Here is a 13025-nt window from a genome sequence, read left to right on the forward strand (position 1 = left end):
CCCACCGGGCGCCCTCGGGCGTCGCCTCGAACCACACGGCCGTCGGTCGCGACGGTGGGGCCGAGGCGGGAGGCCGCGGGTCGGGTGTCAGTTCTTGGCCTTGCGGTAGCCGGCCTTGACCGCTGCCGCCTCGGTGGAGAAGCAATCCTCGGGGATGGTCACCTTGTAGGACCTCCCTGACGGCACGTGGTAGATCATCGAGTTCGCGTTGCCCTTGATCGGCGCCCACGCCGGGCAGGTCTTCGAGATCGGCTTGGTGCGCGCCGGGTAGCTCACGACCCCGGTCTTGCCGGACGTGCGGGCCGCGGCGATGTAGCCGCTCTTCGTGCCCGTGACCCGCACCGTGATGGTCCCCTTCACCATGGCCGCCGTGACGACCAGCGTCGAGCCCGTCGCCCGGCTGATGGCCTTGCCGTTGCGGTACCACTGATAGGTCAGCTTCGTGCCGCTCGTCCAGGTCTGCGGAACGGCCGTGAGCTTCGATCCGACGATCGTCGAGCCGGTGATCCGCGGAACCGGAGCGGTCAGGATGCCCTTCACCGCGGCCGTCGCCTTCGAGCGCTTGGCGGCCGTCGCGTAGCCCGCCTTGGTCCCGGTGACCACGACCGTGACGGGCTTCACCGCGGCGGCTGCCGGGAGCTTGAACGACGCGGCGGTGGCCTTCGCGACCGCGACGCCGTTGATGTACCACTGGTAGGTCAACCGGGTGCCGGCCGTCCAGGTCCCGGTCTTGACCTTGAGGGTCTGTCCGACCGTCGCGGTGCCGGTGATCGCGGGCACGGGCGCGACCAGCGGACGCACCACGGCGGCCGTCGCGGCGGAGGTGGCGGACGTCGGGAAGTACGACGTCTTGGTGCCGGTGACGCGCACCGTGATCCTCTTGCCGGCGACGGCGGCGGGGAGCACGAGCGATGACGCGGTGGCCTTCGCGATCGCCGCCCCGTTCGCGTACCACTGGTACGTGAAGGCGGTTCCGGCGGTCCATGCGCCCGGTGCGGCCTTGAGCGTCTGCCCGACCGTGGTGGTGCCGCTGATCGTCGGGACCGACGTGTCCATCAGACGCAGGGCCTCGAGCTTCGCATCCACGCCGGTGCGCGACTCGGTCGCCCCGAGCGGGAAGGACTTCGCCTTCGCGAAGCCGGGAGCGTTGTCCCACCACTCCGAGGCGGCGCCGGCGGCGGCCGAGACGAAGGCGACGCGGTAGTTCCCCGCCGGCAGACCGCCGACCGCGAAGGTTCCGGCATCCGTCACGTAGTTCGCCGCAGCGGCGGTGGCGCCGGTGCCGTCGGCCGGGTAGACCGCGACCGCGACCCGCTGGCCGCTGAGGGCGACGGGTGCCGTCACCGATCCCGCGACGAGGGCCGACCGGTCGAGCGTGACGTCGTACGACGCCCCGTCCGCACCCAGCGTGAGGCTGTCGGAGCTGCCCGCGGCGAGCGGACCGCCACGGTCGAACACCGCGCGTCCCTCGGAGAGCACGCCGAGGACGACGTCGCCGAGGGGCGCGTTCATCGCGTAGCTTCCGTCGGCGGCGACGGCGGCCGACGCGAGCGGCGAGAGCGGGTCGGCCCCCGGGGCGTAGGCCACGACGAAGGTGCGGCCCCGCGTCAGATCGGTGCCGCCCGGGAACGTGACCGTCCCCGCCACGACGGCCGTGCCCTCCCCCGGCTCCGGCGCCGCGACGGCGGCCGCCGCGGCGAGGGCGAGCGGGAGCCGGTCGGCGATGCCGGCATGCGCCGGGTCGGCGACGACAGCGGTCGGCACCGGCGATGCCACGGCGGGCGCGGCGACGGCGACGAACATCGAGGCCAGCAGCGCGACGGCGACAGCGCCGGCGGCAGCGCGGATCGAACGGATCGGGGCGGCGAACACCATGGAGCATCCTTCTCGGGCAGGACGCGGTCGGTGACCGCGAAAGTCGTGGCGCTCTGAGCAGATCACCTCCGTCATGAATACACGGGAAAGCGCTGCCGGGACAAGCTCGGCGGAGGATCTCCCGAGACGGCCGGGGCGCGACGTCAGGATTCGACGACGCGGGTGAACTCCTCGCGCGTGGTGCGCAGGTGCGCGCGCATCGCGGCGTCCGCCGCTGCGGCGTCGCCGAGGCGCACCGCCTCCAGGATCTGCTCGTGCGCGTGCCAGCTCGATTCCTTCACGAAGTCGAAGCTCATCAGGTCGACGGGCTCGAACATGCGCACCCGCGCCTCCTCGACGGCATCGCGGACGAAGGAGTTGCCCGAGGCCTCGGCGAGCGCGATGTGGAAGTCGGTGTCGGCGATGCGCGACTCCGCCTTGGTGACGGCCGCCGCGAGATCACGCTGCGCCTGCATCATGGCTTCGAGGTCGGCATCGCTGCGGCGCGCGGCGGCCAGTGCGGCTCCGCCGGACTCCACGATCGAGCGAAACTCGGTGAGCTCGCCGATCTCGGCGGAGCGGGTGCGCACCTCCTCGCGGATGAGGCGCGGATCGAGCGCCGTGTCCTGCACGAACGCCCCGCCGGATGCACCGCGCGAGATGACGATCTGCCCGCTGCCCTCGAGGATGCGCAGAGCCTGGCGCAGGGTCTCCCGCGAGACGCCCAGCTGCTCGGCCAGCCGTCGCTCCGGCGGCAGCCGGTCTCCGGGTCGGATGCGGCCGAGCGCCATCTCGCGCCGCAGGAATCCGGCGACCGCCTGATATCCCGAGACGGGCTGGAGCACGGCACGGGAGAAGTCGTGCGGCGCGTCGTCACGCTCGCTCATCCTGGCTCCTCCGGTCAGAGGGGAAGCCCCGGGCGGTCGGAGCCGACGATCTGCTTCCCCACGAAGAAGTCAAGCACATCGTCGTCGCCGTGGCCGCCCAGACCGCTCGCGCCGAAGAAGCTCTGCGACGACTCCGGCGACATGTCGAGCACGCTCGTGCCGTTGACCTTGACCTCGCCCGCGACGAGTCTCGTGCCGAGCGCGGCCGCCGCGCCCTTATCATCGCCGAAGACGTAGCCGGCGAGCCCGACCTGACCCGTGTTCGCGAGGGCCACGGCCTCATCTTCGGTGTCGTATCCACCCACGAGCAGCATCGGGCCGAACACCTCGTCGGCGAGGCCGGGCCCGTCGAGCACGGCGACCGTCGGCTCGAAGAACCATCCCTGCGCCGGCACCGCCGCGACCCGCAGGATCTCGGCGCCGGCGCCGGCCAACCGCTCGCGCTGCGCGGTGAGCTCCTCGCGGCGCGCGGCGAACGCGACCGGGCCCACCTCGGTGTCCTCGTCCAGGCTCGACCCGATCGTCCGACGACCGAACTCGGCGATCAGGAGTCCGGCGAGCTCGTCACGTCGTCTCCGATCGACCAGCACCCGGCGCGGCGCCTCGCACCACTGACCGGAGAGCTTGAGCACACCGTCCGCCAGTACCTTCGCGGCGGCGGGCAGGTCGGCATCCGCGCGGACGATCGCGGCGTTGTTCGATCCCAGCTCCAGCTGCAGACGGGCGAACCGCGGAGCGGCGGTCGCGGCGATCGCACGGCCGGTCGGCGTGGAGCCGGTCATCGAGATCGCGGCGATGCGCTCATCCGCGACGAGGGCGCGCCCGACTCCGCCGCTGCCCTGCACCAGCCCGACCACTCCATCCGGGATGCCGACCGCGTGCACGCCCTCCAGCAGGAGCTGCGCGCTCCATGGGGAGAAGGACGAGGGCTTGAGCACCACGGTCGCCCCTGCGGCGAGCGCGAACGCGGTCTTCTTGACGGCCATGGCCGACGGAGCGTTCCACGGCAGGATCAGCGCGGTCGGCCCCCACGGCACGCGATGCCCGCGCACACCGCCCTGCGCGGAGGGGAGATCACGCACATCGCCGATCGCGACCGCACGCCGAGCGGCATCCCGCAGGGTTGCCCCGTTCGCCCCGCCGAACAGCCGTGTGACCGAGATCGGCACCCCGCTGTTGAGGGCGTCGAGGTGCGCGATCTCCTCGGCCCGGGCGTCGATCCAGTCCGCGAGGGCGGCCAGCCTCTCGGCACGGCTCTCGGGAGCGAGTCCCCGCCACCGACGGTCATCGTGCGCGTCCTGCGCCGCCGACACGGCCCGGCCGACCTGATCGAGCGAGCTCGACGCGGAAGCGACCAGGGCCTCCCCGGTGTTGGGGTCGTGCAGCCAGGTGCCGTCGCTCTCCGGGCTCTCCTCGGCGACACCGCCGATCCAGGTGCGCAGGGCGGGGTAGGTCATGTCAGATCCGATCGAAGTAGCGGTGCAGGTCCCAGTCCGTGACGCGGGACATGAACGTCGACCACTCGTGGTCGAGCAGCACCTGCTGGTGCGAGATGAGCTCGGGCGCGAGCAGGTCCTGCACGAGCGCGCTCTCGCCGAACAGGGCGCTCGCCTGACGCGGATCCGCGGGCATCGCGCCGTCGGCCGGGAGGTCGTAGGCGCTGCCCACCACGTGGTCCCCGAGCACGGACTGCCTCTCCATGCCGTCGCGCGCCGACGCCAGGACGCCGGTGAGGGTGAAGTACGGGTTGGTGTCGGCGCCGGGGAGGCGGAACTCGAAGCGCAGCGCCTTCGGGGAGTGCCCCACCACGCGCACGGTGGTGGTGCGGTTGTCGAAGCCCCAGGTGCGCCCGCTCCCCGCCACGTCGGAGGAGTTGCTGCGGCGGTAGGAGTTGACGGTCGGGGCGTACCAGGCCATCAGCGCCGGAGCGTGCTCCAGGGCGCCGGCGATGGCGGACCGCATCCGTCCGCTGAGGCGGTCGGCGGCCGACTCGTCCCAGAACACGGCCGTCCCCTCCTCGTCCACGAACGACACGTGCACGTGGCAGGAGGATCCGGGCTGGTCGTTGAGCGGCCGGGCCATGAACGTCGCCGACATGCCGGCGCGCGCGGCCGTGTCGCGCACGGCCAGCTTGTAGAGGGCGTGGCGATCGGCCATCTCCAGCGGATCGCCGTACTCGAACGTCATCTCCCACTGTCCGAGCCCCCACTCGCTCTGGGCCGCCTCGACGAGGATGCCGCTGGCACGGAGGTCGGAGCGCAGCTTCTGGAAGAACGGCTCGTAGAGGTTCCCCTCGTGGATCATGAAGTCCGAGGGCGTGAGCGTCGTGGGGTCCAGGTCGCGGAAGCCCGAGCGACGCAGCTCCCGGGGGTCGTTGCGGAACAGGTAGAACTCCAGCTCGGTGCCCGCCAGCGGGGTGAGGCCCAGCTCCCGGATGCGCGCGAGCTCCTGCTTCAGGATCACGCGGGGCGAGATCGGCATCGGCGCGTGCGTGTGCACGTCCACCGGATCGGCGAGGCAGATCGCCACGCCCTCGAGCCAGGCCGCGGGGCGCAGCGTCTCGAGGTCGGGGATCAGCGTGACGTCGGGGACGCCGTTGTGCATGCCGCACAGGGCGAACCGGTTCGCGTCGATGAGCTCCAGCCCCTGGTCGATGTCCCACGCCCATGCGCAGGTGCAGATGTCGACGCCGTTCTCCACCACGCGGCCGAAGCCCTCGACCGGGATGCGGCGGCCGACGAGCCGGCCCTGCATGTCGGGCGTCGCGACGATCACGGTGCGGATGCCGGCCGCCTCCAACTCCTCCGGGGCGAGGCGCACGTCATCGATCATCGCGTCAGCCACCCTCCGTCGACGGGGAGCTGGATGCCGTCGATCCAGGAGGCCTCGTCGCTGAGCAGCCAGGAGACCGCGGAGGCGATGTCGGCCGGCACACCCACCCGCGGCACCAGCAGGCGCTGCTTCATGAACTCCAGGGCCTCCGGGCTCGTGACGCTCTCGTAGTCGAAGAAGTCCGTCGCGATGGGGCCGGGTGCCACGCAGTTGACGCGGATGTTCTTGGCGGCGAGCTCCACTGCGAGCGCCTTGGTGAGCATGGGCACGCCGCCCTTGCTGGCGTTGTAGTGCGGCTGCGCGGTTCCGGTGCTGGTGACGACGACGAGGGCCTCGACGGTCGAGAGGTTCACGATCGCGCCGCCGCCGGACTCGGCGATGAGCGGGGCGACCTCCTGTGCCACGAGGAACTGCCCCTTGAGGTTGATGTCGAACACGAAGTCCCACGCCTCCTCGGTCAGCGTCTCGAAGGAGTGCTCCGTGACGACACCGGCGTTGTTCACCAGGAGGTGCAGCGTTCCCCAGGCCTCGCGGGCGACGTCGACGGCCGCGCGGATCTGCTCGCGCGAGCGTACGTCGACCACGGCCGCGAGCGCGGTGCCGCCGGCCTCCTCGATGAGGCGCACCGTCTCGGCCGCACCCTCCGCCGAGACGTCGGTCACGAGGACGCGCGCCCCCTCCCCGGCGAGGCGGAGGGCCGTCTCGCGTCCGATCCCGGAACCCGCGCCCGTGAGGAAGGCGTTCTTGTCTGCGTGTCGCATTTCTTCTCCTTGTTCGATGACGCCTAGGCGACATTCTGCGTTTCGGGCGCGGCGCTCAGCGTCGCACGGGCGGCGGCCTGCGCGACCAGCCAGCCGAAGATCGGGTCGGCGTCGAAGGTCTCCGGGTGCCACTGGACACCGACGACGGGGAGCCCTTCGAGCTCGATGGCCTCGACGACCCCGTCGGGCGCCCAGCCGGTCACGACGATCCCGCGCCCCGGCACGTCGACCGCCTGATGGTGGAACGAGTTGACGCGGGTGGTCTCGCCGTAGAGGGCATGCGTCACGCTGCCCGGGGCGATGCGCACCTCGTGCACGCGGTGCGCCCGCGGGTAGGCGTAGGAGCCGTGGGACTCCCCCTCGCCGTGCGCCAGGTGCTGGTGGAGCGTTCCGCCGCGGACCACGTTGAGGAGCTGGGCGCCCCGGCACACGCCGAGCAGCGGCACGCCGCCGTCGATCGCGGCCTGGATGAGCCCCGACTCGAACTCGTCGCGCTGCGGGTCGACCAGGGCGGTGAACGGCCCCGGCGCCTGGCCGTAGCGACGCGGGTCGACGTCGTCACCGCCCACGATCACGACACCGTCGAGGCGCTCGACGAGCTCCGCGGGCGCGGCGTCCATCGGCAGGTGCACGGGCAGTCCGCCGGCACCGAGCACGGACGTCGCGTACTCGCTGAGATACGCCTCGAGCGGGGCGTCGGCGAAGCCGTGCGGCGCGCCCATGGCGGCGGCGCGCAGGCGTCGTCCGGAGATGCCGATCAGGGGGCGGGTCGGGGCGGGAGTGCTGATGATGTCCATCCTTCGTGTGCGGCGGGCGGGTGTCGAGCGTCAGGCGTTCTCGTCGAAGCGGCGCACGATCTGCGCGTAGGCCTCGGGAGCCTTCGCCCGCATGATCGCGGCCTGCACGAGGCTGATCACCGGCGCGATCACGACCACGCCGACCAGGGTGATGCTGATCGGCCCCCAGGCGGGGTTCCCCTCCGCGTCGACGTCGCTCACGAGCAGGGGGAAGTTCGCCGCGATCAGCACGGCGGACACGGCGAGGCCGAGGAAGCCGAGGATGGGGGCGATGGTGGTGTGCCAGGGGCTGCGCAGCACGCGGGTGCGGGCGAAGTAGACGACGACCGACAGGCAGGTGACCGCCATCAGGATCACGATCGCGAGGGTGCCGATGCCGGCGAACCAGGAGAAGATGTTCTCCGGCGCGAAGCCGATGAGCGCGAGGACGATGATCGCGACGCCGGACGTGGCCACCTGCACGATCGAGGCGATGTGCGGTGAGCCGTGATGCGCATGCACCGTGCCGACCCGGTCGGGCAGCACCCGGGCGTTGGCCATCGCGTGGTGGTAGCGGGTGAGCACGTTGTGCAGCGACAGCACCGCGGCGAACATGCTCCCGAGGAACAGCACGGCGACCGCGATGGAGCCGATCGGGCCGAGGTACTGCTCGGTCACGCGCGTGATCAGCGTGGTCGGGTCGGCCGCCGCCTCATCGATGACGTTCCCCTCGCCGACGCCGACCACGATCGCCCAGGCGGCGAAGGCGTAGAAGACGCCGATCACGATGGCGGACGCGTAGGTGGCGCGCGGGATCGTGCGCTCGGGGGTGCGCACCTCGTCCCGGTAGACGACGGTCGACTCGAAGCCGATGAAGCTCGCGATCGCGAACATGAGGCCGAGCGCGGGGGCGCCGGAGAGGACGTTCTGCAGCAGGAACGACCCGAAGGTCACGCCCTCCGCGCCGCCCGTGACGAGGATCACGATCCCCAGGAGCACGACGATGCCGATCTCGGCGAGCAGCACCACGACGAGCACGCGGGAGCTGAGCTCGATCTGCCGGTAGCCCAGAGCACCCACGAGCGCGACCGAGGCGAGGGTGAGCAGCCACCAGGGGATCTCGGGCCCGCCGAGGAGGACGATGCTCGAGCTGATCGTCGCGCCCAGATAGGAGAACACCGCGATCTGCACGGTCGTGTAGCAGACGAGGGCGAGGTAGGCGGTGGCGAGGCCGGGCGTGCGACCGAGCCCGTGGGTCGCGAACACGAAGAAGGAGCCGGCCTTCGGGAGGAAGCGGCTCATCGCCGTGAGCCCGACCGAGAAGAGCAGCAGGATCACGGTCGCTACGAGGAACATGACCGGGAAGCCGATGCCGTTGCCCACCAGGTAGCCGATCGGCACGAGGCCGCCGACCACCGTGAGCGGGGCCGCGGCCGCGATCACCATGAAGGTGACCGACACCGCCCCGAGATTCCCGCGGAGATTGCGCTCCGGAGGAGTTGCTGCTGCGCTGCGCGACGTCGTTGTCGAAGCATCCATGTCGAAGCATCCTTTGCCGATTGGACTAATGGTCTACTTTCTAGCCCATTAGTCGGATCGACGCAAGAGTCGCCCTCGCGACCCGGGGTCCGACGTCACGTCGAGACCCGCGCCCGTGCAGACCCGCGGCCGTGCAGACCCGCGGCCGTCGAGAGCCGCACCGGCTCGCCCAGGCGCCCGGGGTCGACGCGATGGTCGACGTCGCGACGGAGTCCGTCGGTCGACGTCAGCGCAGCAGGCCGAGACTGGCGAGAGCCTGGCGGATGAGCGTGCCGCGACCGTTCTCCATCTCGGCGGCGACCGCGTCGGATCCGGCCGCCTCCGGCGAGAACCAGGTCACCTCCAGAGCGTCCTGGCGGGGCTCGCACGTGCCGGTCACCGGCACGACGAAGGCGAGCGACACGGCGTGCTGCCGGTCGTCGTGGAACGCGCTGACACCCGGGATCGGGAAGTACTCGGCCACCGTGAACGGCAGCGGCTGCGGCGGGAGCAGCGGGAACGCCATCGGACCGAGGTCGTTCTCGACGTGGCGGAACAGGGCGTCGCGGATGGTCTCGCCGAAGCGGACGCGGCCGGACACGATCGTGCGGGTCATCTCGCCCATGGGCGTGGAGCGCAGCAGGATGCCGATCTCGGTCACCTGGCCGGAGCCGTCGGTGCGCACGGGGATCGCCTCGACGTAGAGCATCGGCAGTCGGCGCCGTGCCTCTTCGAGCTCGAACTCGCTCAGCCAGCCGGGATTCGCGTCGGGCGCCGGCGGATTCGCATCGCGGAAGCCTCCGAGACCGTCGTCTTCGGGCTCCGGATCGGGATCAGGTGTGCGGACCGCCATGTGTCCTTTCTACCAGCCGCCCTCTCCGGCCGACACCGGGTGCACGTCGGTCGTGCCTGGCAGGATGACGGTGTGAGCGAGAACCTGACGATCGACGACACCGCGACCCGATGGTCGTCCGCCGACCGCGACGGGAAGCCGTTGCTGGTGCTGCTGCACGGCTACGGGGCCGACGAGCACGACCTGTTCGGCCTCATCCCCTATCTCCCCGAGGGCATCGCCGTAGCGTCCGTCGCCGCGCCCCTCGCACCTCCGTGGCCGATGCCGGGCCGGTCCTGGTACCCCATCGACGGGCTCGACGGCCGCAGCCCCGAGGCCGTGACCATCGCCGCCGAGGCGTTCCTGCGCTGGCTCGACGCCACCGCCGGAGACGCCCCCTCGATCGCGCTGCTCGGCTTCTCGCAGGGCGCGGCGGTGTCGCTGCAGGCACTGCGGCTCGCGCCGGACCGCTTCGGAGCGGTCGTGGCGCTGAGCGGCTACGCGGCACCGGGCGAGCTGCCGAACGACGACGCCCTGGCCGAGCTGCGCCCGCCGGTGTTCTGGGGCCGCGGCACGCACGACGAGGTCATCCCGCCCGCACTGGTCGCGCACACCGCGCAGTGGCTGCCCGGGCACTCCGACCTGTCCGGCCGGGTCTACACCGGGCTGACGCACAGCATCTCGGAGGAGGAGCTGACCGACGTGCACCGGTTCCTCACGAAGTGGCTCGACGGGATCGCCGCGAGCTGATCAGCGGACGATCACGCCCGGACGAGGAAGGTCGCCTCCACTCCCCAGCCCAACGGCAGCACCTGCTCCGTCGACCAGCCCGCCGCCGCGGCGAGTTCACCGAGCGCCGTGGCGGAGCGGAACGGGGCACCCGTCATCGCGAAGCCGACGATCTGATGCTCCTCGGCACCCGGGCTGAGGGCGTCCGGCCGACTCGATTCGAGGAGGATCAGGCGCTCCGTGTGCGGCGCGATCTCGTCCAGGAGCGCGACCGCTTCGACGTCCGTCCGATGGGCGAGTGCGAGCGCGAGGACGGCGACATCGACCAGTCGACCGTCCCAGCCGAGGGGCACGTCCCGCCCGACGGCCTCGACGACGGCGTCTCGCACCTCGCCGTGCTCGTGGACGGCGATGCCGATCCCCTCCCGTCCGCCGTCCTCGAAGGCGCCGACGACCGCGGGGGCGCCGGGGCCGACCACGAGCACGCTGGCGACGTCATCCCACATCCGGCTCGCCACGAACCCGTCGAGGAGGTAGGCCAGTCGCCCCGCGTCCTCCACGAGCTCCTCGACGTGGACGGCATCCGCCTGTGCCTGTGCCGCGAGGGTGTCGCCGTGCGCACGCTGCCAAGGGGAGACGCCATCGCGCAGGGCATGGTCCAGTTCGCGGAGGGCCAGCACGGCCTCCGCCTCGAGGCCGTCGAACTCCTCGCGGTGATGCTCTTCGAGAAGGTCCTCCCCGAAGCGGCCGAGCGCCAGCGCCCCGACGTCGCCGGCGACCACCTCGGTGGTCGTGAGGATGCCGAGCAACGCCTCGATCGATCTCTCGGCCACCCCGAGCCTCGCCGCGAGCTCCGGCAGGGGAAGGGGGCCGTCCGCCAGGGCGTCGACCACGCCGAGCCGGACGGCGGCACGCACGACGAGCCACGACACGGGAGAAGCGGGTTCGACCACCGGCGGCAGCTCCGGCGCCGCGTCCTCGCCCGACGGGACTGCCTCCGCGTGCCAATAGCCGGTGATGTTGATCCGGTCCTTGGCGAGTCCGCGCTCCCGCTGCAGGTAGCGGCGCACGGGCAGGAGGGCGCGGCTCTCCGCGGCCGCCCACGCGTATCCCTCCCCCTCCGGGAGCGCGAGAGCACGCACGGCGCCCTCCAGGGCCGCCGCATCGCCGGCCGCCGCCGTCACCCACGTCACGGTGTCACCCCGGCGGAGGTTCAGCTCCTGTCGCGCATCGTCGTGCTCGACCACCAGAAGCACGTGCGCCGGGGCGTCGACAGGACGCTCGTCGAGGAACCGACCGACCGCGGGCAGGCCTGTCTCGTCGGCGATCAGCACGATCCAGTCGAGGCTCTCCGGAAGGCGCAGCGACGACTTCGGCCCGACGAAGCAGAGCTCGTCGCCCGCAGCCGCGGTCTGCGCCCACGATGCGGCCGGACCGTCCCCGTGCAGCACGAAGTCGAGCGCCAGCTCTCCGGCCTCGGCATCCACCCAGCGCGGCGTGTAGTCGCGCGCCAGTCGGTTCTCGGCGGCGGTCCACTCGATGCCGTGCGGCAGCTGGACGGGCAGCGCCGACTCCAGATCGCCGTCGGCGGCGAAGATCAGCTTGAGGTGGTCGTCGAAGCCCGGTGCCGCGAACGCGCGGTGGGTGTGCCCGTCGACGACGGTCTCCCCGAGCCCTTCCCCGCCGACGACGATGCGCCGCATGCGAGGAGTGACGTCCTCGATGCGGCGCACCGTCACGCGGCGCACGACCAGCGGATGCGAGGTGAATGCGCGATGTGCCATCTCAGCCGAACAGCTCCTCGATGATGTCGAGCAGGGCGAGCGCCTCGTCGTAGTCACCACGGGCCACCCAGTACGGGAGCACGTAGGCGGAGTCGTTCTGGAACGCGGGCAGCGCGGCGAGAACCGGGTTCTCGGACAGGGTGTCGACGTCGCCGATGTCGGTGTTGAAGCCGGTGATGAACACCGTGGGCTGGGTGATGACCTGTCCGACCTGCTCGGTCGACAGCTCGAAGGAGTCGCCGCCCGGCGTGTACGGCTCGTAGTCGCCCTCGGCGAAGAGCGGTGCCGACTCGATGCCGACGGCGTCGAAGACCACGGGAAGACCCATGTCCTCGCGAGCGACGTAGACCGTGCCGTCGGGGAGGATCGACAGGAATGCGGACGGCGCGGTCGGCACGGTGATGTTCTCGGCGACCTCGGCGACGCGGTCCTCATAGGCGGCGAGCGCCTCGTCGTAGACCTCGCCCTTGTCGAAGACGTCGTCGGCGAGGAACGAGTACTGGTCCTGCCAGGTCGCCTTGTCGCCGCTGACGAGGACGGTCGGCGCGATGTCGCTCAGGTCGTCGTAGGCGTCGGTCGCGAGGAACAGGGGGAAGCCGACGCCGCCGCCGATGATCAGGTCGGGCTCGAGCGCGAGGATCGCCTCGAGGTCGAAGCCGTCTCCGCTCCAGGTGATGAACTCCGTGCCCTGCTTCTCGGCGTCCTCCGCCCAGAAGTCGGAGAACGACGCCTCGTATCCGAAGTCCTCCGAGGTGAGCGCCGCGACGGGGACGTCGAGGTCGTACAGGTAGCCGGCGAGCGCGTAGTTCAGCACGACGACCTTCTGGGGGTCGGCCGGGATCGTGACGTCACCCTGCTCGGTGGCGACGACGCGGGTCGCCGCCTCGTCGGTGGCGCCGGCTCCCGATTCGGGGGCGGGTTCGGCCGAGCACGACGCCAGGGCGAACAGGGCGACCACGGGAAGGGCAGCGAGAAGGCGGACGGATCTGGACATGGAGACCTCTGTGTTCGACGGATGCGGGATGACCCGACGGGCACACGGCGGACGGCGC

Annotated in this window: 11 protein-coding genes; 1 reads left to right on the forward strand and 10 read right to left on the reverse strand. The window is 71.6% G+C overall.

Annotated features, from left to right (window positions below; all coding sequences use genetic code 11):
- Positions 1-87: 87 nt before the first annotated feature.
- From MME74_RS14460 to MME74_RS14495, 8 genes are all read right to left on the reverse strand, one after another.
- Entirely contained in the window at positions 88-1875 is a 1788-nt protein-coding gene (locus tag MME74_RS14460) for a hypothetical protein (RefSeq protein ID WP_267415752.1), read from the reverse strand.
- 143 nt (positions 1876-2018) lie between these two features.
- A complete protein-coding gene (locus MME74_RS14465; RefSeq protein ID WP_267415754.1) occupies positions 2019-2741 on the reverse strand; it encodes a FadR/GntR family transcriptional regulator in 723 nt (240 codons plus the stop codon).
- A 14-nt stretch (positions 2742-2755) separates the two neighbouring features.
- Positions 2756-4198: an aldehyde dehydrogenase family protein gene (locus MME74_RS14470; RefSeq protein WP_267415755.1), complete on the reverse strand. Its 1443-nt coding sequence runs from the start codon at positions 4196-4198 to the stop codon at positions 2756-2758.
- 1 nt (position 4199) lies between these two features.
- Entirely contained in the window at positions 4200-5573 is a 1374-nt protein-coding gene (locus tag MME74_RS14475; protein ID WP_267415756.1) for a glutamine synthetase family protein, read from the reverse strand.
- Positions 5570-6334, reverse strand: coding sequence for an SDR family NAD(P)-dependent oxidoreductase (locus MME74_RS14480; RefSeq protein WP_267415757.1), 765 nt, complete (start codon positions 6332-6334; stop codon positions 5570-5572). The genes MME74_RS14475 and MME74_RS14480 overlap by 4 nt, the downstream gene beginning before the upstream one ends.
- Positions 6335-6357: 23 nt before the next feature.
- Positions 6358-7131, reverse strand: a complete 774-nt coding sequence (locus MME74_RS14485) for a gamma-glutamyl-gamma-aminobutyrate hydrolase family protein (RefSeq protein ID WP_267415758.1) — start codon at positions 7129-7131, stop codon at positions 6358-6360.
- A gap of 30 nt (positions 7132-7161) precedes the next feature.
- Complete coding sequence (locus tag MME74_RS14490; protein ID WP_267415759.1) at positions 7162-8649, reverse strand: APC family permease; 1488 nt, start codon at positions 8647-8649, stop codon at positions 7162-7164.
- Between the two features lie 226 nt (positions 8650-8875).
- A complete protein-coding gene (locus MME74_RS14495; RefSeq protein ID WP_267415760.1) occupies positions 8876-9481 on the reverse strand; it encodes an NUDIX hydrolase family protein in 606 nt (201 codons plus the stop codon).
- A 72-nt stretch (positions 9482-9553) separates the two neighbouring features.
- On the opposite strand from MME74_RS14495, the gene MME74_RS14500 reads away from it, so the two are divergent.
- Positions 9554-10210, forward strand: coding sequence for an alpha/beta hydrolase (locus MME74_RS14500; RefSeq protein WP_267415761.1), 657 nt, complete (start codon positions 9554-9556; stop codon positions 10208-10210).
- A gap of 11 nt (positions 10211-10221) precedes the next feature.
- On the opposite strand, the gene MME74_RS14505 is transcribed toward MME74_RS14500, so the two are convergent.
- Both MME74_RS14505 and MME74_RS14510 read right to left on the reverse strand, forming a co-directional pair.
- Positions 10222-11973 (reverse strand): siderophore-interacting protein, encoded by a 1752-nt coding sequence (locus MME74_RS14505; protein ID WP_267415762.1) that lies wholly within the window; start codon positions 11971-11973, stop codon positions 10222-10224.
- Between the two features lies 1 nt (position 11974).
- Positions 11975-12967 carry an ABC transporter substrate-binding protein gene (locus tag MME74_RS14510; protein ID WP_267415763.1) on the reverse strand — a complete coding sequence of 331 codons (993 nt, stop codon included), beginning with the start codon at positions 12965-12967 and terminating at the stop codon, positions 11975-11977.
- Between the last annotated feature and the right edge of the window lie 58 nt (positions 12968-13025).

It is taken from the genome of Microbacterium oxydans (assembly GCF_026559675.1).
Classification (GTDB): domain Bacteria; phylum Actinomycetota; class Actinomycetes; order Actinomycetales; family Microbacteriaceae; genus Microbacterium; species Microbacterium oxydans_D.

Excerpts from the sequence above, each read along its gene's own strand:
- MME74_RS14460 (WP_267415752.1), bottom strand. The coding sequence starts at position 1,875 with ATGGTGTTCGCCGCCCCGATCCGTTCGATCCGCGCTGCCGCCGGCGCT.
- MME74_RS14465 (WP_267415754.1), bottom strand. The coding sequence starts at position 2,741 with ATGAGCGAGCGTGACGACGCGCCGCACGACTTCTCCCGTGCCGTGCTC.
- MME74_RS14470 (WP_267415755.1), bottom strand. The coding sequence starts at position 4,198 with ATGACCTACCCCGCCCTGCGCACCTGGATCGGCGGTGTCGCCGAGGAG.
- MME74_RS14475 (WP_267415756.1), bottom strand. The coding sequence starts at position 5,573 with ATGATCGATGACGTGCGCCTCGCCCCGGAGGAGTTGGAGGCGGCCGGC.
- MME74_RS14480 (WP_267415757.1), bottom strand. The coding sequence starts at position 6,334 with ATGCGACACGCAGACAAGAACGCCTTCCTCACGGGCGCGGGTTCCGGG.
- MME74_RS14485 (WP_267415758.1), bottom strand. The coding sequence starts at position 7,131 with ATGGACATCATCAGCACTCCCGCCCCGACCCGCCCCCTGATCGGCATC.
- MME74_RS14490 (WP_267415759.1), bottom strand. The coding sequence starts at position 8,649 with ATGGATGCTTCGACAACGACGTCGCGCAGCGCAGCAGCAACTCCTCCG.
- MME74_RS14495 (WP_267415760.1), bottom strand. The coding sequence starts at position 9,481 with ATGGCGGTCCGCACACCTGATCCCGATCCGGAGCCCGAAGACGACGGT.
- MME74_RS14505 (WP_267415762.1), bottom strand. The coding sequence starts at position 11,973 with ATGGCACATCGCGCATTCACCTCGCATCCGCTGGTCGTGCGCCGCGTG.
- MME74_RS14510 (WP_267415763.1), bottom strand. The coding sequence starts at position 12,967 with ATGTCCAGATCCGTCCGCCTTCTCGCTGCCCTTCCCGTGGTCGCCCTG.